Source organism: Paenibacillus sp. FSL H7-0357 (assembly GCF_000758525.1).
GTDB lineage: Bacteria > Bacillota > Bacilli > Paenibacillales > Paenibacillaceae > Paenibacillus_AQ.
The window spans coordinates 1,895,535-1,918,622 of record NZ_CP009241.1 but is presented as its reverse complement, the minus strand read 5'-3'; the positions used below and the strand labels follow the sequence as shown (position 1 = coordinate 1,918,622).

Here is a 23,088-nt window from a genome sequence, read left to right as displayed (position 1 = left end):
GTTTAGTGAGAACCTCCCCAGCCCATAATGGCATAGACTACCCCGACTATAAAGGCTGCGACGACACCGAATACAATGACGGAGCCGGCCAGCTTGAACATATTGCCGCCAACTCCGAGCACAAGACCTTCGGCACGGTGTTCAAGCGCTGCGGAGCACATACTGTTGGCAAAACCCGTGACGGGAACAGCAGTGCCTGCTCCTGACCATTGGGCCAATTTGTCATATACACCGAAGCTTGTCAGGATGACGGAGATAAGGATAAGAACCGCAACGGTAGGGCTTGAAGCTTCCCTGGAGGTCATATCGAATATCGCCATAAAAGCCTCCTGGATGCCTTGTCCGATTACGCAGATCAACCCTCCGGACAAAAAAGCCCGGATGCAGTTTTTGAACACAGGGCGGCTGGGCACATACGGCTTGGACAATTTCTCATAATCCTGTGGGGTCATGGTGTCAAGCCGAAGCTTGACACCGGACTTTCTAGTTTTGGCCGGCAAATGAGGACACCTCCTGGAATGTATGCGAGGGGAGGGCTGGACCAGTGAGTGCGGACATTTCCCCTCGGACTTTTCTTCGCTTAGAAGTTTTTCCTTATTGTTCGCCGTAAGCGGCTTCGTTATGTCTCCCCAGCTCAGGTAAAATACAACAGTATTACAATCAGCAGTATAAACAGAATCAAAATCAGCACAGCTTCGCGCTCCGGCCCATACCGGCGGAGGTATCTTTTCGGCACCCCACGGGCATTCACTTTACCGTAGTAGCCCTGCGGGTTGTCTGCGGACCTGCTCCCAGCCACCCTCATCTTCCTCGCTTCCTTTCCCGGCTCCTGCCTGCAGAGCCACTACTGCATAATATTCGCAAAGGCGGCGCCCAGTGTTCATTTCCCCCTTTGCAGACATGGACAAGTAGCGCGACAATGTTCATACTAGACAATAGTAAAGGAGCGATATGTATATGAATCAAGAAACGACTAATCTGTTCAAAACATTGACTGAATTCCCCGCAGCTCCGGGCTTTGAGCGCGAGTTGCGTGCCTATGTCAAGGATGCTATGACACCGTATACCGAAGAGTTCGTCCAGGATCGACTAGGCAGCCTGTTCGGTGTGCTGCGCGGCGAAGAGAACGGCCCCAAGATTATGGTGGCCGGTCATTTTGACGAGGTGGGCTTTATGGTCACCGGCATCACCGACAACGGAATGATCCGCTTTCAGCCGCTCGGCGGCTGGCTGGCTTCGGCGGTTGCCTCACAGCGGCTGCAGATCATTACCCCGAAGGGTACATTGACGGGTGTTGTCGGCAGTACGCCGATCCATCTGCTGAGTGATGACGAACGCAACAAAACCGGTGATATCCGCAGAATGTACATAGATATCGGTGCGGACAGCCGGGAAGAAGCACAGAGCTACGGCGTAGCTCCGGGACAGCAGATTCTGCCGATCTGCCCGTTCACCCCGCTGGCCAATCCGAAGAAAATCATGGCCAAAGCGTGGGACAACCGCTATGGCTTAGGCCTTGCCATTGAGCTGGTCAAAGCGCTGCACGGCAAAAAACTGCCAAACACCGTGTTTGCCGGCGCTACAGTTCAAGAAGAGGTCGGCCTGCGCGGTGCCCGCACAGCAGCTAACCTGCTGTCGCCGGACATCTTCTTCGGCCTGGATGCCAGTGCCGCCGCCGACATGACCGGCGACCGCCAGGCCTTCGGCCAGTTGGGCCAAGGAGCGCTGCTGCGCATTTACGATCCGACGATGATTACCCACCGCGGCCTGCTCGAATACGTTCAGGATACGGCAGATACCCACCGGATCAAATACCAGTATTTTGTCTCCCAAGGCGGAACCGATGCCGGGCAGGTGCATGTCAGCGGAATTGGCGTGCCGTCCACAGTGATTGGAATCTGCTCGCGCTACATCCACACATCCTCTTCCATTATTCACAGCGATGATTATGATGCCGCCAAAGAGCTGCTGATCAAGCTCGTAGAAGGACTGGACCGCACGACGCTGCAGACCATTATTGAGAACAGCTAAGCTACGCTGTTCGAAGAGCCGCAGGGGATAGAATCTTCCCTGCGGCTCTTTATGATGCCCTGCATCGTTATTTCAGTTTGTCATACTCTGCCATCACCGACCGGTGCACCGCATGATCTGCGGCCAGGCCGGTATATTTCGTAACTGCCGCTGCAGCACCAAGCTCTGCGACAGCCGCCTGAAGCTCAACCGCTTCCGGATCATCGCTCACGTTGAACAGCAGTGCTGCCGCCATGGAGCGGGTCAGGGCCGTGAATCCAAGCCCTCTGTCAAAAGCCTGGAGCGCCGGCGATACCAGCCGGTCATTCGGCGACAGCTTGCGGATCGGTGAACGTCCTACACGGGTAACTTCATCCGTCAGGGCCGGATTGCGGAAGCGCTCCAATATTTTATCGATATACTTGCTGTGCTGCTCCGCGTCGAACCCGTGCTTCTGAACCAGCACCGCACCTGTCTCCTCCAGCACTTCGCGCACAAGACCGGTCAAACCCTCATCTGCCATGGCCTGCTGTATCGTCCCGTAACCGCGCAGGTACCCGAGATACGCTGCCGAACAGTGCCCGGTATTCACCGTGAACAATTTGCGTTCAATATAAGGTTCAAGATTATCTACATAGTGAACACCTTCCACCGGACGATAACCCGAAAGCATCTGAGAAGCGTCTACCACCCACTCATAGAATGGCTCTACCACTACCTTGAGGATATCCTCATGCTGCTGCAAGGGAACAATCCGGTCTACAGCCGCGTTCGGAAAAGCTACGGATTTATCCGCTTTGGACCGTGTCTCAGTATCCAGCTTAGCGTATACGAGCTCTTTCAATTGCGCACTCCCGCCGATCGCATTTTCGCAGGCAATGACATGCAGCGGAGCGGTGGAACCCGCAAGCCGTCTGCCGATCCCCTCAGCCAGCACCCCTGCAATATGCTTCAGGATGGATACTCCAACCGCTGTCGTAACAAGATCCGCTCCGGTAATGGCCGCGGCAACTTCTTCGGCATGGGTTACACTGCTTAGTGCAGTCACGTTCTTCACGATCACCGTCTCCTGACCCTCGCTGGCCAGCGTCACCGGATATTCCCCGCGTTCTTGAAGCTGTGTGACGAAGGTTTCATTCACATCGACGAAGGTGACCTCATAGCCTGCCTGCGACAGAAGCAGACCGATAAAACCTCTGCCGATATTGCCGGCACCGAAATGAACAGCCTTCATCATTCCAGGCCTCCTTCAAAGATGGCGATCACATCGGCCGGGGTTGGCGCATTCATGACCCGCTCAATGGCATCCTCTTCCGAGAAGATCATCGCCACATTCGTCAATATCTCCATGTGCCCGTCACCTGCCGCTGCAATGCCGATCACAACAAAGGCCGGCTCATCTCCGCCAAAATCAACACCATCCGGAAAGCGGATAATGGATAATCCGGTAGATTTAATGAAGGGTCTGGCTTCTTTGGTTCCGTGGGGAATGGCCAGTCCTTCGCCCATATAAGTGGAAACGACCTCTTCGCGCTCAAGCATCTTCGGCACATATTCTTCCGTTACATGTCCGGCATCCACAAGCAGCTTTCCGGCCATGGTGATCGCCTCGTATTTATCTTTGGCAGCACCGTTCATAATCACTTTATTCTCTGACAGTATACTCATATGGTTTCTCTCGCTTTCACATTTTATTTTCGAAAAAACGCAGCAGCTCTGACGACAGATATCGCCTGATCTCGGACTCCGTACGCTCCTCAAGCAGCTTCACCAGCTCGGAATTAAGCAGCATTGCACTGATTTCACTCAGCACTTCCAGGCTTTCCTTGGACAGCTTGCGCGGTGCAAGCATCAGCAGGATGACTCTGACCTCGGTACCCCCATCCAGAACAACCGGCTGGCGCAGACGGTACAGCGTCAGGGAAGACATCAGGATGTGGCTGCTTCTTGCATGAAACAGCGCAAGACCAGTGTCCGGAATGACCTGACTGGCCATCCTTTCCCGTTCCAGCAGCCGCTCCAGCAGGATATCTGCATCGCCGACCACCCCGCTGCCATCCAGAAAATCGAGCATCGCCGAAATCGTTGCGGGCAGCGTTATCCCGCTGTTATCAAGCGGATAGAAGCGGAACCGCTCCAGCAGGCTGACCGTTTCATCCAGCATGCCCTGGTAGCTTTTCAACCGCTCCAGGGAATGCTCTTCATTCGCTGTTCTGTCGTACTCGCCTTGCGGAACGCCCTCCCGTTCTCTCAGCGTGGTGTTCTGGATATAACTCAGCAGTTTTTCTATTTCTTCCCCTGTCAACAGAGGACTGATTTTGATATAGCGGTCTTTGTCGAGCGGCAGATCAATCGTTGAAATAATCAGATCGTAGTCAACCTCAGGCAGCCGCGCCGCTTCGTACCAGGAAATATTGCCGAGAATTTCAATCTGCGGCATTTCTTTGGCCAGCCGGGTAGCCAGCAGCCGGGAAGAACTGAGACCGCTGGCGCAAACCAGAATTGCCCGGACGCCCCGTCTGAGCTGATTCAGACGTTCGACAGAAGCGCCGAAATGCATGACCAGAAATCCGATTTCCTCATCGGGGATGTCCAGTTCCAGCTCCAGCTCCTCCACCGCGGCCCTCACAATCTGGAACAAATATTCATAATCCTTACGGATGGGACCCAGCAGCGGATTGCGGATACGGGTTCCCTCCCGGAGCCGCTTGAAGGCCGGATCCATATGCTCCAGCAACCCTTCCCGCAGGGAGCGGTCGCTTTGAAACGGTACTCCGGTCCGTTTGACCACGCTCTCCGTCAGCTTATATACAATCTCCATCAGCTCAATGTCACCAGAGGCGAATCCGGCTGAGGAGAATGATTCCTGGACCCTGTCGAACAGACCGGCTATATATAGAATCTCTGCCCGCGGAATCTCAGCTCCCAGCGCCTGGCCCAGCCGCTGCCCAAATTGCTCGGCGGCAGTAATATGGCGGTGATCTGACATTCGGGGATATCCTGCTTCCCCGCCGTTGTCGATACTCCGGCCAATCTCAATCCGTCTGGTGGTTACAGCTAGGCCAAGCAGCATTTCCATATAAACGATCTCCGGCAGTTCCGCCGTCCATTTCCATTCCATATCCCACAGCGTGTTCTCCACGTCCATCAGATTGGTTTTGCCTACCGCATCCAGAAGAATCCGGAAGACCGGACTGCTCGCGGGCTGCGGATTATGCCCCACCAGATCTGAAAGATCCAGATGCTCGGCGGCCAGCCGGCCAATCGCCCTACGCTTGTCAATCTCGCTGCCGGTAATCTCAACGCCGTAGCCCCGCCTGCGGACCAGCTGCAGGCCGAACTTGCGGACCCAGGGCTCCAGTTCATCCAAGTCATAGCTCACAGTAGCCACCGTAACTTTGAGCCAGTGGGCCAGTGTGAACAGCTTCACCGGCTCTTCTGCCTCCAGCAAGGAGCAGAGCTCATACACCTTGCGGTCCTCGCTGGAATGTTCCGCTGGCTTCTCTTCCCGCAAAAACAGGCGCAGCTCGGCAAGACCGGCCGCCGGGCCGCTCAGCTGAATCCCTTTTCCTGATTTACGGATCAAATCCAGACCGAAATCTGCCAGCGTAAGCTCGATGTCCTCCATCTCGCGGTGAACCGTTCTTACACTCACACCGGTACTCTCGGCGATTTCGGCGGCAGTAATCTCTTCACTGACCCCTAAGAGAAGCCAGATGATTTGACGCTGCCTCGCGGTAACTTTTCTCATAACCGTGTACCCCCGCCCTAAATGGAGACAAACGCCGGCTTTGCGGGCCAGCGTCTCCTGAGTTAGCGTTATGCATCATTTCTATGCTTGTTCCACTTACTTTAAACGTTCCACAAGCTCGTCATATTTAGGGCTCTTCAGGAAATTGTCGATGGAGATATGCTCTGCTTTCGGATTGCTGGCAATCGCCCGGTCCGTCAGCGTTTTTTGGGTAACCACGATATCAGCATCCGCAGGGATTTCGCTGACTGCGGAATTGACAACCGTAATATTGACTCCGGCAGCCTGCAGTTTTTTTCTTAGCACGGATGCGCCCATCGCGCTGGACCCCATGCCTGCATCACAAGCGAAGACGATTTTGTTCACATCAGCTTTGCCGCGGACATTTGCCGCTGTAGTTACAGTTGCGGCAGCAGCAGCGGTTTGCGCTGCAGTCCCTGCCGACTTCATGTCTTTCACTTTTGCCGCAGCTTCTTCCAGATCCATCTCTTCTTCGTTGTTCTTCTTCACGGTCTTAAGGAGCAGTGTAGCCAGCACGAAGGATACGGCTGTGGCAACAATGACACCGGCAAGCATTGGCACATATCCGCCCTTAGGTGTCATGGCGAAGTAAGCAAAGATACTGCCTGGCGATGGAGAAGCTACCAGACCTGCGCCCAGCAATTGCAATGTGAACGTTCCAGACACGCCGCCGCCGATAACAGCCAGGATCAGACGTGGATTCATCAGAATGTACGGGAAGTAAATTTCATGAATACCCCCCAGGAAGTGAATGATAACCGCACCCGGTGCGGAGGCCTTCGCCGAACCGCGTCCTACCAGCCAGTAAGCAAGCAGGATACCCAGCCCTGGTCCCGGATTCGATTCCAGCATGAACAGTACCGACTGTCCCAGTCTCTGTGATTCTTCCAGCGCAATCGGTCCGAGTACGCCGTGGTTGATTGCATTGTTCAGGAACAATACTTTTGCCGGCTCAATGATGATGTTGACAAGCGGCAGCAGGTTATGATTGACCAGAAATTCCACACCACCCGAAAGGATGTTGGTCAAGCCTTCGACCAGAGGTCCGATTCCCTTCAGCGCAGCAATGGACAAGCCGCCGCCGATGATGCCAAGCGAGAAGTTGTTGACAAGCATTTCGAACCCGGCTTTGATCTTGCCGTCAACCGCACGGTCGAATTGCTTCAGAACCCAGCCGGCCAGCGGGCCGACAATCATGGCGCCGAGGAACATCGGAATAGAAGAACCGACGATAACCCCCATCGTGACTACTGCCCCGATAACACCGCCGCGTTTGCCGTGTACCATCTGTCCGCCCGTATACCCGATGAGCAGCGGAAGCAGAAATTTGATCATTGGATCTACTAGAGCTGCAAGGCTTTCATTTGGAAACCAGCCTGTTGGAATGAATAAAGCCGTGATTAAACCCCATGCGATAAAAGCGCCGATATTCGGCATAACCATACCGCTGAGCATGCGGCCGAATTGTTGAACTCTCACCCTTGTACCCCCGGATGAAGTTTGCGTTGTTGCAGTTGTGGCCATTTAAAATGCCCCCTTAATAAATTAAATGGGATGCCTTTATTTAAGCTTTCTTTAAAAGATATCCCTTATGCACACAGCGTAAATCAAAGCGCTTTCTTTGTCATTAAATTGAAAACACGGTTTCGTCATGAACGTTGTTGACAACATTTAAGAGCTGTTGCCACAGGCTTTTGGACATGCATCCGGCTTATGGACACAAGAAAAAACGGCCCTGCCATCCCTATGGGATGAGGTCCGTTTCTTTAGCAAAAACAAAAATAATTTATGGCGTGAAGCCTAAACATCCTTATATTTACAAAAAAACGGAAGTCTGCATTGGCTGCAAGACTCCCGTTTAGGGTGTGCTTTATTTAAATTTCCACTCCGTTATTTTTAACCTTTAAAAGTTTTAGATCATATCCAGCGGAACTCTCCAGGCGGGCTGCGGAAAAGCCTCATCCAGCTGCCACAGCTCATCGGTACTGAGCTTGATTTCCCCTGCTGCCGCGTTCTCGGCTACATGCCGCGGGGTCGATGCTTTGGGAATAGCGATTACGTCGCCTTCCCGGATGCTCCAGGCCAGCAGAATTTGCAGCGGTGTCGCTCCGTGTCTAAGGGCAACCTCCTGCACTGCAGCATTCTCCGTCAGCCCTTTTCTCAAGGTGCCTGCCTGTGCCAGCGGAGAGTAGGCCATTACGGGTATTTTGTGGCTCCGCTGCCAGGACAGCAGCTCATGCTCAATACCTCTGGAGCCCAGGTGGTAGAGGACCTGATTGACAGCGCAGCGGTTGCCTCCGGGGATGCGCAGCAATTCCCGCATATCGTCCGTGTCCAGATTGGACACGCCCCAGCGGGCTATTTTTCCGGCGGCCACCAGTTCCTCCATGCCTTCCACCGTCTCCTCCAGCGGAATCTTCCCCCGCCAGTGCAGCAGATATAGATCCAGATGATCCGTACGGAGCCGCTTCAGACTGTCCTCACAGCTGCGGGCCAGCTGTTTCTTGCCTGCATTATGCGGATACACCTTGGAAACCAGGAATACGCTGTCGCGGATTCCCCGGATCGCTTCGCCGACAAGCTCTTCCGAGCGGCCGTCCCCATACATTTCTGCCGTATCTATCACACTAAGGCCCAACTCTACCCCATGCCTCAGGGCAGCTATCTCCTCAGAACGTCTGGAAGCATCATCACCCATACACCAGGTTCCCTGTCCGATTCTCGGCAAGTCTGTTCCGTCCGGAAGTTTAATCCGCCCGGGTATATTTTCATTCATAGTGGAAGTCTCCTTATACGATGGATTAAGTACTACTTACTATACTTACCATGTTACATCATTCGAAACATCGTACAGGTGTCTATTTCTTTAACATCTCGGCGATGTCAGCCTACCATTTTCAAACCGACGGCAGCTCCGAGAATCACCACAATACAGATGATCCGCCGCAGATCCCGGGCTTCACCATACAGGAGCATGCCCAGAATCGCACCTCCGGAAGCACCAATTCCTGTCCATACCGCATAGGCCGTGCCCATCGGGAGACTTTCCATGGCGAGCGACAGCAGCAGAAAGCTGCCTCCGAATCCTAGGACCAGCAGGGCAATCGCCTGCCAATTGCGGTCCCGGTGCAGCTTGCCTATCATCGCCACCCCGAACATTTCACAGCAGCCGGCAGCAATCAGCATTAACCAAGCCATTTTAGGACACCTCCTTTTCTTTAGAATCACCGGTCACAAGCTTCAGCCCGATAACACCCGCCAGCAGAACCAAGACCAGCACCAGCTTCAGCGGCTTGAACGGCTCACCGAACCAGAGGATATCCGCCAGGACGGTCCCGGCTGTGCCGAGTCCGACAAATACAGAATAGACCGTACCTACGGGCAGCTTGCTGCTCGCCGAGATGATCGTATAAAAACTGATGATAATGGCCACTACCGTAACGAGCCACTCCCACGGAGCCGAAGCGTGCTTCAGCCCGATGACCCACACGACTTCGAAGCAGGCAGCACCTGCGATCTTAACCCATGCCATACTGTTATTCACTGCCATTCCCTCCTCTTCCCCTAAATAAGTTATGGTACAAACCTCTTAACCGCGGAAACAAAATAAGCCCGGAAGGTCATCGTCTAATTGACGATACCTCCCGGGCTTTTATCCCTCCGTGTAGACATGTACATCGTAGTACATGCGTTTTCCCTCGGACCAGACCAGCCTGTAGCAGCTGCGGAACCCTAGAAAACAGAACAACTGATTAAGTTACATTGTATGTTAGCAAATACCGCCGATAAAAGCAACCCTCTATTATTCCCGGCGCTGCTTCCGGTCTCATTGTCCGCTTGAATGCTCCAGCAGGATGCGCACACCCCAAGGCTCAAGCTCAAGTTTTTCCTCAGGCTGAACCTCTCTTCCGGACAACAGCTCTGCCGCCGCGCCATGCCGGTACACCATAGACACCGGCTCATCGCTGTAATTAAAATAATAGCGTACCCTCTGCTGCTGCCGGTTCACTCCAGTCTTCACAATCAGCGGAAAAGCCAGCTCCTGATCGGGCCCCCATAATCCGGCCTCCTGCGCAGCGGATTTCAGGATGCTGCCCGCCAGCCCGCTGCTTGTCATGCAGCCGATATAGGTTGCCGTACCGTTTCCGAACCTGTTGCGGGTGACGGCCGCATATTCGCCCCAATGGGGATGGTCATAGCGGAGCAGCACTTCTGCCGTATCCGGTGTAATCAGCTCCATCCATGTATTCACCGCAGGATCTGCCGCACCGGTATCCAGAGCTTCGCTGCGCAGTGTCACCTCATGCGGAGTCACAAACATGCTGTAGCTGATTCCGCAGGCCTCGCTGATGATCCCCGGCTGCTCTGCCGTGCGCACTTTGAGATCTTCATCCGCAAAGCCGGATTTGAAGGAATAGACGGCGTGGCCTCCCTCGCGCACATATTCATTTAAGCGCAGCAGTGCTTCATCCGGAACGGCATAAAGTGCGGGAACAATGATGAGACTATATCCCGAAAGCCCGGTACAGCCGGGCTGAATGAAGTCGCATTCGATATTCATCTGGTACAGCTCATCATAAAGCCAGCGAACCACATCATTGTAGTTCCTGCCATCCGGCAGCTTGAACCATTCCATCGCAGTCAGGGCTTCATTGCTGACCATTACCGCGACCTTGTTATCCTTGCGCAGGTCCACCAGCGCCTGACTTAAGCGGGCAAAATCCCGGCCGATAGTCTTGGCCTCGTTGTATACCGGATTCGGCTTAAAGTCGTGGCTGAGCAGCCCCTTCCAGTAGGTCTCAAACGAATTATGAATGGAATGCCAATGCCAGTAAGCCACCATATTTGCCCCGGAGGCGAGATGGCTGAAGGCCTGGAGCCGCAGCTGGCCCGGATAGGGTGTCCAGTGGGGAAACGCCTGGGCCTGTGTCTCCAATACAAGATAATTGCTGCGCTTCAGGGAACGGGCGATATCCCCTCCGAAGGAGATTTCCGTTCCGGTCAGCTCATGCTGCGAAGGATGGTAAATATCCACTCCGGCGATATCGAAGGCTTCAGCCGCAGCAAAATGATCCACGGATGGCTGTACGCCATACGAATAGCCACGCCATTCAAAATCAAAATTCTGTGTGACGAATTGTCCCGGCTGCTTGTATTCGTTCACCAGCGACACCTGCCAGGCAAGAAACGCCGTCACCAGACCGCGCTGGAAACGGGCGAATTCCGCACCCAGGCTGCCGTTGATCGTACCGACAGCGGACGGAAAGTCCTCCCAGCTGTTAATCCGGTTGCTCCAGTAATCCAGCCCGAACCGGTCATTGATCTCATCCAGTGTTCCATACTTCTGCCGCATATGCTTAACAAACAGCAGCTGCACATTCTCTCCGGCTGTCCCGTAGTGCTTCGTCTCGTTGTCCGTCTGGTAGCCAATGACCGCCGGATGCTTGCTGACCCTGCCGATCAGCTTGCGGATGATCCGCTCCGCATGGAACAGGTAGACCGGGTTCGTTATATCCATGATCTGCCGTGCGCCATACCGGCCGGGACCGTCCGCCGTTACAGCCAGCACTCCGGGATGCTCTTTGACCAGCCATGTGGGAACGGCATAGGTTGGGGTCCCGACAATCACGGAGATTCCAGCGGCATGCATCGCATCCAGCACCCGGTCGACGGAAGTGAAGTCGAATATCCCGTTCTGCGGCTCATGCGTGCTCCAGGTCGATTCGGCGATGCGGACGGTATTGATCCCGGCCTCCAGCATCATAGCAATATCCTCATTCAGCCTCTCATAAGGCATATATTCATCGTAGTAGGCGACGCCGTAACGTAGTTGATTCATTACTCTGTTGCTCCTCTCGCTTTAGCCTTTTATTGCCCCTTCGGCAATGCCCTGCATAATAAACTTTTGGAAAAATCCATAGATAACGATCACAGGAAGTGCAGTCAGCACCAGCGCCGCCAGAATCAGCGACCACTCCTTATTGTACTCTCCGAACAGTGTGTTGGTCGATAGAATCAGCGTATATTTGGTAGAGTCGGTGAGCATCAGCAGCGGCAGCAGGAAGTCATTCCAGATCCACAGGAAGTCCAGAATCGCAATGGTTACCGTAATCGGCAGCAAGAGTGGAAAGATGATGCGGAAGAAGGTCTGGAACTCACCGCAGCCGTCAATCCGTGCCGCTTCCTCCAGCTCGCGGGGGATCGACTTCACAAAGCCGTGGTACAGGAAGATCGCCATGTTCACTCCAAGACCAATGTAGATCACAGCAAGGCCGTAGGTGCTGCCGCTGACATGCAGTGCTTTAGCCATCCGTGTAAGCGGAATCATAATCGAATGAAACGGTACCAGCATGGAAGCAATGAATAGCGAGAAGATCGCCGCGCTAAGTCTGCCGGAGGTCCGGGACAGCTTGTAACCGGCCAGGGCAGCGCAGAAAATGATGCCTCCAATACCGATGACCGAGACAATAACCGAGTTCAGGGTGCTGCTCAGCAGGTTGATTTTGCTAAAAGCCTGGCTGTAGTTCTCAAAGTGAAGCTTGGTTGGCAGCGCCGTGAAGGAAGCGAACATCTCGCCTTGGGTTTTCACGGAATTGATAATCGCCAGATAAATCGGGAAAAAGGACAGGACAGCACCGATGCAGAGAAACAGCGTGATGAATAGGTTGGCTCCCTTTCTCAGTCTCATGCTTCCACCTCTTTTCTCTTCATGACACCGATCTGGATAAAGGTGAAGAGCAGGATAATTACGAACAGAATCACCGATTTGGCGCTGGCATACCCGTAACGGAAGTTGTTGGAGAACGCCTCTTCGTAGATATTCATCGTAATGACCTGTGTACTGCGTCCCGGACCGCCGCCGGTAAGCCCGTATACCACCTCAAATACCTTGAATGCCCCGTTCAGCGTAAGGAAAAAACAGATCGTAACCGCATGCGTAATCATCGGCATCGTCACCTTGCGGAAGGTCTGGAACGGGCTGGCCCCGTCAATGACGGCAGCTTCCTTCAGGCTTTGCGGCACCCCCTGCAGGGCGGCCAAATATATAATCATCATATAGCCGACGCCATTCCACAGCGATACGATAATGATCGAATAGAAGGAAACGCTGGGATCTCCGATCCACAGCTGGTCCAGGAAGGACGCTGCCGTCTTCTCGGCAAGCTGCGGCAGCACTTGGGAGAACACGAAGGTCCACATAAAAGCGCTGATGATGGTGCTGATCATATTTGGCATGAAGAAGATCGTCCGGAAAAAACCTTTGGTTCTTGTTTTTGTCTCAATGAACACGGCGAGCACAAGTGCGAATACATTTTGCAATACGATCATGAACAGCACGTATTTCAACGTAAAGAGCAAGGCGTGTACGAAATCCGGGTCCTCGCGCAGCGCTTCAATGAAATTGCCGAGGCCGATAAAAGAATAATTGCGGTTCAGCCCGTTCCAGTCCGTGAAGCTGTAGTACATGCCGCCGATGGTCGGAATCAGCAGAAACAATGAATAAATGATAAATGCGGGTGCAACGAAAGCAAGCAGCGAAACAACACTTTTATAGCGCTTGACCGGCATAGTATCCGCCCCTCTCCCTCTGTGGTGTGCAAAGCAAACGGGATGGAGGAAGGAGGGCCAGCGCCCCCGGTTTCTTCCATCCCGGACTGTAAAGCTGTTGCTTATTTATTTACCTTGTTGTAGGATTTCCAGGCTTTGTCGAGCGCCTTGAGCACATCATCCTGGCTCATTTGTCCGGCATAATAAGCCTGCAGTCCTTTGCCCACCTCATCCTTGACGGATTGCGGAATCGCCGGGTCCTGCACCGACTTGCCAGCTTTGACATAGGTGGTCGCTTCGGTGATCCAAGGATAGCTCTCATAGGTGTGCACCGTGGACACCGGATTGAATTTCATTGCCTGGAATAGGCCGTTGGAGGCTTGATCATCCAGCACATAATTCAGGAAATCAAGCGCAACCTCCTTGTTCTTGCTGGTCGGGGATACCGCGAGCGAAGTCGAGGCGCTGAGATTGATCAGGGTCGCATCCGCATTGTCGCTGATCGGCAGCGGAGCAACACCGAAATCCAGATCCGGGTTCGACTTCAGAATGGTTTCCGCATACCACGGTCCCATCAGCCACATAGCTCCCTTGCCAGCGGCAAATGCCGCCGCACCGTCATCGCCGCCGACTTCGGTGGCCTTCGCCGTGCCGTTTGCGTTGATGAGATCGAACACATCAAAGATCGCGGATTTCATCTCGGTAAAGGAGCCCTCATCCTTATTCATCTTGTTCACGAATTCAGGGTCCGCAGTTTTCATCATCCCCCCTACAGCCAGCGGAAGCACCAGCTGCGGAATCCATGATTCTTTATAAGAGAGCACGAACGGCGTCACATTCTTCGCCTTCAGCTTCTCAGTGACGGCCTTCATCTCTGTCAGCGTTGTCGGCGGGGTCAGGCCATTCTCGGCAAATATGGTCTTGTTATACAGGTAGCCCCAGGACAGGGTTTCCAGCGGCAGCGCCACAACCTTGCCGTCCGTAGTGGTTACAGAGGGCTTCACGCTGTCCAGCAGCTTGCCGACGAAGGGCTGATCTGTCAGGTCTTCCAGGTACCCGGCCTTGTAATAGGATGGAATTTCGTTCACAGCATGGATAGCGAATATATCCGGTGCATCATTGGAGGCCAGGCGCGTCTTCAGAATTTGCGAGGCATTGTCCGCCGTCGGCATTTCGAGCTGTACGGAAACATCGATATTTTTGTCCGCTTTCTCTTTCTTCACGAACTCGGCAATATAATTATCATATTGTTCCTTAAAGCGCGGCTGCGCGATGAACATCTTCAGGGTAACGCTTTTGGCTGTACCGCTGCCTGTATTTCCTTCTTCCGCAGCATTGCTGTTGTTTGTACCGTTATTGCTGCCGCAGCCGGCCAGCAGTGTGGCGGTGAGGAATGTACAGAGTACACCTTTGGTCATCTTGTTCATGTTGTAAGACCTCCCAATGTCTATGTTTTGTTTACGCTTTCATTGTATCTTTATTATGAAAGCGGTTAATTGGACGGAATTACCCTTTCGGATTGGACATTTTTAAACCGGCTGCTTGCTTGCGCATTTCACCGGGGGCAACGCCGTAATGCTTCTTGAACACTCTGTAGAAATAGCCGACATCCTCATATCCGGCCAGCTCTGCCACCGTCTTGATCGGAATGCTCTCCTCAGCCAGCCATTCCTTCGCCTTCTCCATCCGCAGCTGCAGGATATAATCCGTAACATTGCAGCCATACTCCAGCTTGAACACCTTGCTCAAATATTCCTTGCTGACGAAAAAAGCTCTGGCCAGCCCTTCCAGCGTTACCGCTTCGGCAAAGTGGGCATTGATATACTGCCGGACCTCATCCAGATTCAGCTTATTCTTGAACTTGCGCTGTCCGATCAGCTGTTCCAGACTTGTCCCGTAGAGCTGTTTCAGATACGCTGCGGTGCTGCTCCCGGACATCAAAACCTCACGGGGGATCTCCGCCTTCAGGACATCCTCCTCCAGTGCGTTACTCCGCATAAGCTCCTTCAGCAGCAGCAGCATTTCACTTGCCGCCTGCCGCAGCATTCCCGGTCTGCCAGAGTCTCCCTGCACCAGTTCCTTCTCTATGCCTTCAAGAACAGCATTGACCCCTTCGGGATTCAGCTCATTGAAATGCACCCTCATCAGCTGCTTGTAGGAGGACAGCGAGAAGGATACCTCAATATCGAGGGCATACGGTTCCCGGGCACGGGAGCTCTCCTCCAGCTCCTTCCGGCATTTGCGCAGCACGGCATTCAGTTCCCCCGGATCAATCGGCTTCAGCAAATAATCCACCGCACCGTAGCGGATGGCATTCTGGGCATATTTGAAATCGTCGTAGCCGCTCACAACAATCACTTTAATCTCTGGATAACACTCATGAAGCTGATTCATCAGCTTGACACCGTCCGCACCAGGCATCCGCATATCGGTGATAACAATCTGCGGGGACAGCTCACCGGCCAGGCGCAGCGCCTCGCTCCCGTCTTCTGCTTCTCCGGCAATCTCCATGCCCAGTTCATCCCATAAGCCAAACGTCCGCACAATGTCACGGTTCCAGCTTTCATCATCCACCAGCAGCACTTTAAGCATGGTTTGCACCGTCCCTTTCCAGTGGTATTGTTACAGTCACCTTTGTGCCTTGCCCCTGAATGCTATCTAGACCAATCCCATATTTCCCGCCAAAATGCATCTGAATCCGTGAAGCAACATTGCTTAGGCCAATCCGCTCCCCATGCGTCCATAAATCGCCGCTGCGCCGCTCCAGTCTTCCCCGCAGCTCCGCCAGCTTATCCGGCTGCAGCCCGATCCCGTTGTCGCAGATGGTAATGACCGTGTCCTCCCCTTCACAAGTTACCTTGACCTCAAGCACCCAGGGGCCCGACTGCTGTTCCAGCCCATGAAAAAAAGCATTCTCGACAATCGGCTGCAGGCTCAGCTTCGGAATCAGACTGTCCGTCGCCTGCTCATCCACTTCAATCGCATAGCTGAGCCGGGCCGCGAAACGCTGCTGCTGGATCTGCATATAATTGTTCAGATGGTTCAGCTCCGCCCGCAACGGAGCCAAGTCCTCCGGCTCGCGGATGATGTAGCGGAACATGTCGCTGAGCGATCTCAGCACCCCGTAGCTTTCCGCCGGGCTGTTCTTGAACAGCATGCTGCCGATCATCTGCAAGGTGTTCTGCAGGAAATGCGGATTAATCTGCGCCTGCAGTGCTTTAAGCTCGGCACTCTTTTTCTCCAGGCCGATGACATATTCCGTCCGGATATGCTCGCGGATGCGGTACGACATCTGGTACAGCTTCGTCTCCAGAAGGCCAATTTCATCGACCCGGTTGCTTAGCCGCACTTCACGCTCCTTCATTAAGCCGAAGCCCTGGATGGACCGGGCCAGGCTGACGATTGGCGTCGCCAGCCTCCAGGCCAGAATGACGGCGAGCAATATCGCCACGACCACGGTAATGGCGCCTACTATCAATCCGAAGTTCATGGTCGCCAGCGCACTCTGGTTAATAAAGCTGTTCGGAATAACGGTAACCAGCTTGAGACCCACTGGATCAATCGTATTGTAGAACACATACGCCTGGTCACCGCGGAAATAACCCTGTGCCTCACCGGTGCCAGCAACCCGGTCCAGAATGGCTTCCGAAGGAGTCACTCCCCAGGGCTGGTACAGCACCTTGCCGTCGCTACTAGCGATAAATACCGTATGATCGTTGCCCCGGCCTAATAGATTTAGCGTCTGATCCAGTACACCCCAGCGGATCTCCAAGGAGATGCCTCCGAGCTTCTCCTGGTTCTCAAACCGGTTAATGCTGCGGATCAGCTGGAATTTCCCGTTGTCGTTGCCGCCAACAGCTATTGTGAAATCCTTATTTTGCTCAAAAAGCAGCTTATACGGAGCAGGAATTCCGGCTGTTGAGGCAATGTCACTCTGCGAGGCGTTGATAGTAAACAGCTTGTTATATTCTTTCAGATACAGTTCCACCCCCACCACATGATTGCCCGCAGAGTAGAACAGATTCGTCAGCGTATCAATAATGTTCCGCTGTGCGGCAAATTGGCTGGACAGGCTGGACTCCTCTACATTCGCGAGGTATTCGCTCAGGTGGGGGCTGATCAGCACGGTATAGATCAGATTATTAAGCTGGGCGAACTGGTCACCCAGATAGACACCGGTCCATTTCATATTGGAAAGATTCGTGCTGATGACCTCGGCCTCCATTGAACGGCGGCTGTTCTCGGCTGCCAGTGCTGTGATCGTCACAATTGGCACAACAGCGAGGATAATCATAGTCAGAATAAGCTTATTGCGGATACTGCGGCGGAAAGGCTCAGTAAGTTTCATGATCCAACCGGGAACCCTCATTGCTGCACCAACCTCCAAGTTTCACTTGCCATAGTTTGCCCAAGTCAGAATGGAATTTTCTTGGGTTCAACAATTCATGTTAAGTGTTGTATGCTTTAAATTATTTTATCTTAACAAAAAACTAACGTCCCGCGAAGAATGGACGTTAGTTTAAGGAGAATGCCCCGTTAACTAAGGACAAACGTATGGAAGGATTCCGGTTCAAGCTCCAGGGAGTACGAGGAGGAACCACTATGCAAGTGCAGCATCCGCCGTTCCTTGAATGGATTGGCCAGAACGAGCGTGATTCCGCCCAGCGGTGTCCGGAAAGCAATGGCATGGCCGCTCCACGGACCTTTAAGTCCTACTCTTACTGAACCAGGGACGGCAAAACGGGAGAAATGCTTCATCACGTAATACTCCGGATTCACGGTCGCTTGTCTTTGGCCGGGGTCAATGGTCAGCAGGGAATTCTGCTCCCAGCCCCAAGTGCTCCTTCCCTTGGGTTCAAGCACCATGTTCCAATAGATATAAGCGTTCACACCGTTCATGAAATAATGCTGGTACAGGTTAAATACATATCTCGCATAAAACCACGTGTTTTTGCCATCGCCGCATTCATTTTCGGTCTGCATATACCGCAGCTCCGGGTAGCTCTGCACGGTACGTTGGATGGCATGTTTGCCGGCCCATTGATAACCTACACCCTTGATATATTTATAGGCTTCGGGATCCCCGAGCACCACCCCGGCGAAGGCATCATGATCGCTTGATTTAGCTTTAAGCCACTCATCCCAAGGCTCCGGGGCATTGATCGTCCCCAGCCAAATTTCCGTCTCCAGCCCATGCTTCTCGAATGCCGGGCCAAGGTAGTCGCGGATGAAGATCCTCAGCTGCTCCCCGGTCCAGACGCAGGAAGGAAACTTCTGGTCGGCAACCACCTCATTCTGCACATGCACCTGATGAATCGTTATACCTTCTGCACGGTAGGCTTCCACGAACTTCACGAAGTAAAGGGCGTATGCTTCAAGAACTTGCGGCTCCCAGCGTAGTGTTCCATAGTTATACGCTTTGGGGAACTTCATCCATGTCGGCGGGCTCCAGGGGGACGCGAACAGCTTGAGGTCCGGGTTCAGCTGCAGGGCTTCCTTGATGTAGGGAATCAGCATCTGCCGGTCACGCTCGATGGAGAAATGCTCCATGGCGTAGTCCCCGTCATTCTCGTTCAGGCTGTACCATTCCAGCGCATAGTCGCTGGCTCCAATCGGCAAGCGGCAGATGCTGAACCGCTGCTCCCCTTCGGGATGGAACAGCTCATGCATCAGCCCCGCCCGTTCTTCCTCCGGCAGATGGCCCAGCGCCACAAAGCCCAATTCGTTAAAGCAGCCGCCGAAGCCTTCCAGCGTCTGGAACGTCTCTGCGGTAACGGTCAGATTAGCGGCCGTCCCGGCTTGTTCTGGACCAGGGATGTTTTGGGCTATCCAAGGTGCTTTTTCCGTGCTGGCAAACCATTTCTGAATTGTATCAGCCATATTATAAGTTCCTCCATAGGTGTAGTTTGGAGCTGTATTTGATTTTAATGTTTGCGCTTTCATTATATCCCGTGTCATTCATAATGGAATTGGATAATCCGGCAATCACGGATTGGATTATTTTAACCTGCCAAAAGGCAGCGGCCTCATAACGGGACGCTGCCTTTCTATTCCTAACAGGTTATGTCTTCCTGCCAGTGGTTCGGCAGACGGCGATTATTGCTCTGCAACCAGCGCGTTCAATTCCCGCAAATCTTCGGCCAAATCGGCCTCGGTATATTTCCCTTGGCCAAAACCGATCATCGCACGCAGCGGCATATATTTCATCATGGCAAGGAACATTTCCGGATTATCATCCATCGCATCTTCCAGGCCAAAGATACCGCTGTAATTCTTTGCTTTTTCCGCAGTCAACGGATTTTCCAGCAAATCGCCTACCGTGGTGTTGCGGTGGAAACTTACCGCAATCTTCGTTGTCGAAGTTACCGTAAGTGGAGCGGAGAGCCGGATATCCCGCGATGAAGAGCCTACGGCAATGTTGAACGTTCCGCTTTCCACATGCCAGTCCGCCAGCTTCACGTTGTAATAGGCAAAAGCACGCTTATTCAGAGTAAAGGAGACTTCACGCTGCTCCCCCGGCTGCAGCTCCAGCTTCTGAAAGCCTTTAAGCTCCTGCAGCGGTCGGATGACACTGCTCTCCTCGTCACTGACGTAGAGCTGGACCACCTCTTTGCCTGTCCGGCTGCCGGTATTTTTGACATTCACCGTCACCTGAACAGCATCTGTATCCCTGATACTGCTCTTGTCCAGTTTCAGACCGCTGTACTCGAATTGCGTATAGCTGAGTCCAAAGCCGAACGGGAACAGCGGCTCGATTTCTTTTTTATCATAATAGCGGTAGCCGACGAACAGGCCTTCCTTATATTCCACCGTATCGCCTTCACCGGGGAAATTGAGGAAGGAGGGATTGTCACTCAGCTTCTGCGGGAAGGTCTCGGCCAGTTTGCCGCTTGGGCTTACTTCACCAAAGAGCAGATCGGCAATCGCGCCGCCAAAAGCCTGCCCGCCCAGATAACCTTCCAGAACGGCCTTCGTATGATTCAGCCAAGGCATCTCAATCGGGGAGCCGTTGCTCAGCACCACGATAATTTGGTCTTGAACTTCAGCCACCGCCTTGATCAGCGCCTTATGGCTCTCAGGCAGCGACAGATGGCTGCGGTCATACCCCTCCGATTCATAGCTGTCAGGCAGTCCAAGGAACAACACCGCAGCATCTGCGCCTTGTGCTGTTTCCTGTGCTTCCTTCAGCAGCTCACTGTTGATTTCATTGCTGTTCAAGTCATAGCCCTGTGCATACAGGAAGCTTGCGGAATCGCCCGCCACCGCCTGCATTTCGGCAAAAGCATCATCCAGCTTCGTCGGATTGACATGCGAGCTGCCTCCGCCCTGGTAACGCGGCTTTTTGGCGAATTCGCCGATAATGGCAAGCGTTCCGGTCTTGGCAAGCGGCAGAATATTATCTTCGTTTCTCAGCAGCACCATACTTTCCCGGGCCACCTTTCGTGCCAGCGCATGATGCTGCTCCAGATCGAACGTTGCATTCTCCTTGCGTTTCTCCACTCTTTTGAAAATAAAGGACAGCAGCCGCTCCACAGCTTTATCCAGCGTTTCCATGGACAGCTCCCCGCTGTTTACTGCGGCCACGATTTTGGCATCACCAATGCCTCCGCTTGACGGCATCTCCAGCTCAAGCCCGGCCTGCAGCGCCTTCACCCGTTCATTGACCGCTCCCCAGTCGGACACGACGAAGCCCTCAAAGCCCCATTCCTCTCTAAGCACCTTCGTCAGCAGTGTTTCACTTTCGGAAGCGTATTCACCATTCAGCTGATTATAAGAGCACATTACACTCCAGGGCTGGCTTTGTGTCACTGCGCCTTCGAAGCTGGCCAGGTAAATTTCCCGCAGCGTCCGCTCATCAATGATGGCATTTGTAGACATTCTGCGGTGTTCCTGGTTGTTGGCGGCAAAATGCTTCAGCGAGGTGCCCACGCCCTGGCTTTGCACCCCTTGGATGTGGCTGGCGCCCATTTCCGATGATAGATAAGGATCTTCCGAGAAGTATTCGAAGTTCCGCCCGTTCAGCGGGGAACGTTTAATATTGGTTCCCGGTCCAAGCAGGACCGCTACATCCTCCGCCTGACATTCCTCGCCGAGCGCCTTGCCGACCTCATGAATCAGCTCACGGTCCCAGGAAGATGCAAGCCCGGCTGCGGATGGAAAACAGGTTGCCGGTACACTATTATGGAGTCCGAGATGGTCGGCGCTCCCTTGTTGCTTCCGCAGTCCATGGGGACCGTCGGTTAGCATCAAAGAGGGAATGCCCAGCCGCCCGATGCCTTTCGTGTGCCAAAAATCCAGCCCGGAGCAAAGTCCGGCCTTTTCTTCCAGTGTCATTTGCGAAATGAGGTTTGAAATGTGAGTTGTCATCATATGCCTCCTCGAAATAGGTTTTTCTACTCCCATTCTAATATACTTCAACCTGCATTTATGGTATTACTATTGTATTATTGGTATTTTCATTGGATCGGGAGGTCGATGGATGAAGATGTTAGACTACCTGGAGGAAACAGAAGGATTACAATACATCTGCAAATTAATCTACGAAGCTTACCAGATTCCGGTCTGCTGGCTGGACAGTGCAGGCAACCTTCAACTGGCGCTCCCTCCTTCTATGGAAGAACGGCCGGCTGCGCCCACCCACGCCGGGATGCTGGCCGAAATTGCGGAGTTCGTCTCTGGACTTGAAAACAACCTTCCCCGAAACACCGGGGGGACTTCCTTTTTGCCGTATCTGCACACTACCGGTTTTCTGGAAAATTTCATTATGCTTAAGCTGCCTGCAGAGCTTGGGACTGGCGGAACGATAATACTCGGCCCTTCACTGGCCGCTTCAATGACCGAGACTACTGTAGCCAGCCTGATGAATGACCACAACCTCCCGCTTGGCCATGTGGAAGAGTGGCTTCAGTATTACCGCGGCCTGCCGGTGCTGAGCCGGATGAGATGGTACCATGCCGCCCTGCTGCTGTACTCACTGGTCAACGGACAAGCCCTTTCGGTCACGGAGCTGCTGCTTGCCTCTACTCATCATGAGCCTGTGCAGCATACGGAAAGCCGTTCGGATCTCGATCACTCCTACCGGCGCGAGAACACCTGGCTGCATCATGAGCCGATGCTCGAACGGGAGATGTTCCGCCATATCGTAATCGGAGACAAAGCAGGACTCCTGCGGTCCCAAGCCTCCTTCTCCGAGGAAAGCTTCGGGCGGCTCTCCAAGAAAAGCCAGCTGCGCAGCAAAAAAAATCTGGCCATCTCCTCCATCACACTGGCAACCCGGGCCGCGATCGACGGGGGCCTGTTCTGGGAAATCGCCTATACGCTGAGCGACTTCCACATTCAGCATATCGAAGAACTGAAGGATATTCCCGCCGTTGACAAAGCCCAGCTCGCGGCTCTGTGCGATTTCGCCGATCATGTGCGCGACAACCGCCGATCAAAGCTGTCCCGCACTTCTGCACTATGCCAGAACTATATTTTCAACCACATGTACGAGGAGCTTACTTTGAGCAAATTGGCTGAGGTGGCCGGGCTGAATGCCAGCTATCTCTCTCAGCTGTTCAAGAAGGAGAATGGAATTTCTGTCAGCGATTATATCCAGCGGGAGCGGATTGAGGAGGCCAAGCGGCTGATCGAGCTGCCCGGGGTCACGTTGTCGGATATCGCCACCCGGCTTCATTTCAACGACCAGAGCTATTTCACGAAAGTCTTTAAGAAATATACCGGAGTAACACCCAGGCAGTTCCGGCATGACCGCTGAA

Annotated in this window: 19 protein-coding genes and 1 riboswitch; of the genes, 2 read left to right on the top strand and 17 right to left on the bottom strand. The window is 53.5% G+C overall.

Annotated elements, in window-relative coordinates:
• Window positions 1–2: 2 nt before the first annotated feature.
• Both spoVAC and H70357_RS35780 read right to left on the bottom strand, forming a co-directional pair.
• The gene (gene spoVAC, locus H70357_RS08475; RefSeq protein WP_038587871.1) at window positions 3–500 is read right to left on the bottom strand and encodes a stage V sporulation protein AC; all 498 of its coding nucleotides are present in this window, start codon (window positions 498–500) and stop codon (window positions 3–5) included.
• 134 nt (window positions 501–634) lie between these two features.
• On the bottom strand, window positions 635–805 hold the full coding sequence (locus H70357_RS35780) for a hypothetical protein (RefSeq protein WP_156130835.1): 171 nt from the start codon (window positions 803–805) through the stop codon (window positions 635–637).
• A 152-nt stretch (window positions 806–957) separates the two neighbouring features.
• Between H70357_RS35780 and H70357_RS08470 the strand changes: the two genes are divergently transcribed.
• The gene (locus H70357_RS08470) at window positions 958–2,031 is read left to right on the top strand and encodes a M42 family metallopeptidase (RefSeq protein WP_038587868.1); all 1,074 of its coding nucleotides are present in this window, start codon (window positions 958–960) and stop codon (window positions 2,029–2,031) included.
• 67 nt (window positions 2,032–2,098) lie between these two features.
• On the opposite strand, the gene H70357_RS08465 is transcribed toward H70357_RS08470, so the two are convergent.
• The 15 genes from H70357_RS08465 to H70357_RS08395 form a co-directional block, all read right to left on the bottom strand.
• Window positions 2,099–3,244 carry a mannitol-1-phosphate 5-dehydrogenase gene (locus tag H70357_RS08465; RefSeq protein WP_038599010.1) on the bottom strand — a complete coding sequence of 382 codons (1,146 nt, stop codon included), beginning with the start codon at window positions 3,242–3,244 and terminating at the stop codon, window positions 2,099–2,101.
• The gene (locus H70357_RS08460; protein WP_038587865.1) at window positions 3,244–3,678 is read right to left on the bottom strand and encodes a PTS mannitol transporter subunit IIA; all 435 of its coding nucleotides are present in this window, start codon (window positions 3,676–3,678) and stop codon (window positions 3,244–3,246) included. Before H70357_RS08460 ends, H70357_RS08465 begins: the two co-directional genes overlap by 1 nt.
• Before the next feature lie 16 nt (window positions 3,679–3,694).
• Entirely contained in the window at window positions 3,695–5,761 is a 2,067-nt protein-coding gene (locus tag H70357_RS08455) for a BglG family transcription antiterminator (protein ID WP_038587861.1), read from the bottom strand.
• Window positions 5,762–5,857: 96 nt separating this feature from the next.
• On the bottom strand, window positions 5,858–7,306 hold the full coding sequence (locus H70357_RS08450; RefSeq protein ID WP_038587857.1) for a PTS mannitol transporter subunit IIBC: 1,449 nt from the start codon (window positions 7,304–7,306) through the stop codon (window positions 5,858–5,860).
• A 388-nt stretch (window positions 7,307–7,694) separates the two neighbouring features.
• Window positions 7,695–8,558 (bottom strand): aldo/keto reductase, encoded by an 864-nt coding sequence (locus H70357_RS08445; RefSeq protein ID WP_038587854.1) that lies wholly within the window; start codon window positions 8,556–8,558, stop codon window positions 7,695–7,697.
• 107 nt (window positions 8,559–8,665) lie between these two features.
• Window positions 8,666–8,980, bottom strand: a complete 315-nt coding sequence (locus H70357_RS08440; protein ID WP_038587851.1) for a DMT family transporter — start codon at window positions 8,978–8,980, stop codon at window positions 8,666–8,668.
• Window position 8,981: 1 nt separating this feature from the next.
• Entirely contained in the window at window positions 8,982–9,314 is a 333-nt protein-coding gene (locus H70357_RS08435) for a DMT family transporter (RefSeq protein ID WP_038599007.1), read from the bottom strand.
• A gap of 107 nt (window positions 9,315–9,421) precedes the next feature.
• A riboswitch (guanidine-I (ykkC/yxkD leader) is annotated at window positions 9,422–9,529 on the bottom strand.
• A gap of 79 nt (window positions 9,530–9,608) precedes the next feature.
• Complete coding sequence (locus tag H70357_RS08430; protein WP_038587848.1) at window positions 9,609–11,621, bottom strand: beta-galactosidase; 2,013 nt, start codon at window positions 11,619–11,621, stop codon at window positions 9,609–9,611.
• 21 nt (window positions 11,622–11,642) lie between these two features.
• The gene (locus tag H70357_RS08425) at window positions 11,643–12,470 is read right to left on the bottom strand and encodes a carbohydrate ABC transporter permease (RefSeq protein ID WP_038587845.1); all 828 of its coding nucleotides are present in this window, start codon (window positions 12,468–12,470) and stop codon (window positions 11,643–11,645) included.
• Window positions 12,467–13,351, bottom strand: coding sequence for a carbohydrate ABC transporter permease (locus tag H70357_RS08420; RefSeq protein WP_038587842.1), 885 nt, complete (start codon window positions 13,349–13,351; stop codon window positions 12,467–12,469). The genes H70357_RS08425 and H70357_RS08420 overlap by 4 nt, the downstream gene beginning before the upstream one ends.
• A 101-nt stretch (window positions 13,352–13,452) precedes the next feature.
• Window positions 13,453–14,757: an ABC transporter substrate-binding protein gene (locus H70357_RS08415; RefSeq protein ID WP_038587839.1), complete on the bottom strand. Its 1,305-nt coding sequence runs from the start codon at window positions 14,755–14,757 to the stop codon at window positions 13,453–13,455.
• A gap of 79 nt (window positions 14,758–14,836) precedes the next feature.
• A complete protein-coding gene (locus tag H70357_RS08410; protein ID WP_038587835.1) occupies window positions 14,837–15,922 on the bottom strand; it encodes a response regulator transcription factor in 1,086 nt (361 codons plus the stop codon).
• Complete coding sequence (locus H70357_RS08405; protein ID WP_052091915.1) at window positions 15,915–17,699, bottom strand: sensor histidine kinase; 1,785 nt, start codon at window positions 17,697–17,699, stop codon at window positions 15,915–15,917. The genes H70357_RS08410 and H70357_RS08405 overlap by 8 nt, the downstream gene beginning before the upstream one ends.
• A 167-nt stretch (window positions 17,700–17,866) precedes the next feature.
• On the bottom strand, window positions 17,867–19,210 hold the full coding sequence (locus H70357_RS08400; RefSeq protein WP_038587832.1) for a glycoside hydrolase family 30 protein: 1,344 nt from the start codon (window positions 19,208–19,210) through the stop codon (window positions 17,867–17,869).
• A gap of 216 nt (window positions 19,211–19,426) precedes the next feature.
• The gene (locus tag H70357_RS08395; RefSeq protein ID WP_038587829.1) at window positions 19,427–21,697 is read right to left on the bottom strand and encodes a glycoside hydrolase family 3 C-terminal domain-containing protein; all 2,271 of its coding nucleotides are present in this window, start codon (window positions 21,695–21,697) and stop codon (window positions 19,427–19,429) included.
• A 112-nt stretch (window positions 21,698–21,809) separates the two neighbouring features.
• Here H70357_RS08395 and H70357_RS08390 point away from each other — a divergent pair, with 112 nt between their 5' ends.
• Window positions 21,810–23,087 (top strand): helix-turn-helix domain-containing protein, encoded by a 1,278-nt coding sequence (locus H70357_RS08390; protein ID WP_052091914.1) that lies wholly within the window; start codon window positions 21,810–21,812, stop codon window positions 23,085–23,087.
• Window position 23,088: the final 1 nt, after the last annotated feature.

Excerpts from the sequence above, each read along its gene's own strand:
- H70357_RS08430 (WP_038587848.1), bottom strand. The coding sequence starts at position 11,621 with ATGAATCAACTACGTTACGGCGTCGCCTACTACGATGAATATATGCCT.
- H70357_RS08415 (WP_038587839.1), bottom strand. The coding sequence starts at position 14,757 with ATGAACAAGATGACCAAAGGTGTACTCTGTACATTCCTCACCGCCACA.
- H70357_RS08460 (WP_038587865.1), bottom strand. The coding sequence starts at position 3,678 with ATGAGTATACTGTCAGAGAATAAAGTGATTATGAACGGTGCTGCCAAA.
- H70357_RS08440 (WP_038587851.1), bottom strand. The coding sequence starts at position 8,980 with ATGGCTTGGTTAATGCTGATTGCTGCCGGCTGCTGTGAAATGTTCGGG.
- H70357_RS08465 (WP_038599010.1), bottom strand. The coding sequence starts at position 3,244 with ATGAAGGCTGTTCATTTCGGTGCCGGCAATATCGGCAGAGGTTTTATC.
- H70357_RS08390 (WP_052091914.1), top strand. The coding sequence starts at position 21,810 with ATGAAGATGTTAGACTACCTGGAGGAAACAGAAGGATTACAATACATC.
- H70357_RS08470 (WP_038587868.1), top strand. The coding sequence starts at position 958 with ATGAATCAAGAAACGACTAATCTGTTCAAAACATTGACTGAATTCCCC.
- H70357_RS35780 (WP_156130835.1), bottom strand. The coding sequence starts at position 805 with ATGAGGGTGGCTGGGAGCAGGTCCGCAGACAACCCGCAGGGCTACTAC.
- H70357_RS08435 (WP_038599007.1), bottom strand. The coding sequence starts at position 9,314 with ATGGCATGGGTTAAGATCGCAGGTGCTGCCTGCTTCGAAGTCGTGTGG.
- H70357_RS08400 (WP_038587832.1), bottom strand. The coding sequence starts at position 19,210 with ATGGCTGATACAATTCAGAAATGGTTTGCCAGCACGGAAAAAGCACCT.
- H70357_RS08425 (WP_038587845.1), bottom strand. The coding sequence starts at position 12,470 with ATGAGACTGAGAAAGGGAGCCAACCTATTCATCACGCTGTTTCTCTGC.
- H70357_RS08445 (WP_038587854.1), bottom strand. The coding sequence starts at position 8,558 with ATGAATGAAAATATACCCGGGCGGATTAAACTTCCGGACGGAACAGAC.
- H70357_RS08405 (WP_052091915.1), bottom strand. The coding sequence starts at position 17,699 with ATGAGGGTTCCCGGTTGGATCATGAAACTTACTGAGCCTTTCCGCCGC.
- H70357_RS08450 (WP_038587857.1), bottom strand. The coding sequence starts at position 7,306 with ATGGCCACAACTGCAACAACGCAAACTTCATCCGGGGGTACAAGGGTG.
- H70357_RS08395 (WP_038587829.1), bottom strand. The coding sequence starts at position 21,697 with ATGACAACTCACATTTCAAACCTCATTTCGCAAATGACACTGGAAGAA.
- H70357_RS08455 (WP_038587861.1), bottom strand. The coding sequence starts at position 5,761 with ATGAGAAAAGTTACCGCGAGGCAGCGTCAAATCATCTGGCTTCTCTTA.
- H70357_RS08410 (WP_038587835.1), bottom strand. The coding sequence starts at position 15,922 with ATGCTTAAAGTGCTGCTGGTGGATGATGAAAGCTGGAACCGTGACATT.
- H70357_RS08420 (WP_038587842.1), bottom strand. The coding sequence starts at position 13,351 with ATGCCGGTCAAGCGCTATAAAAGTGTTGTTTCGCTGCTTGCTTTCGTT.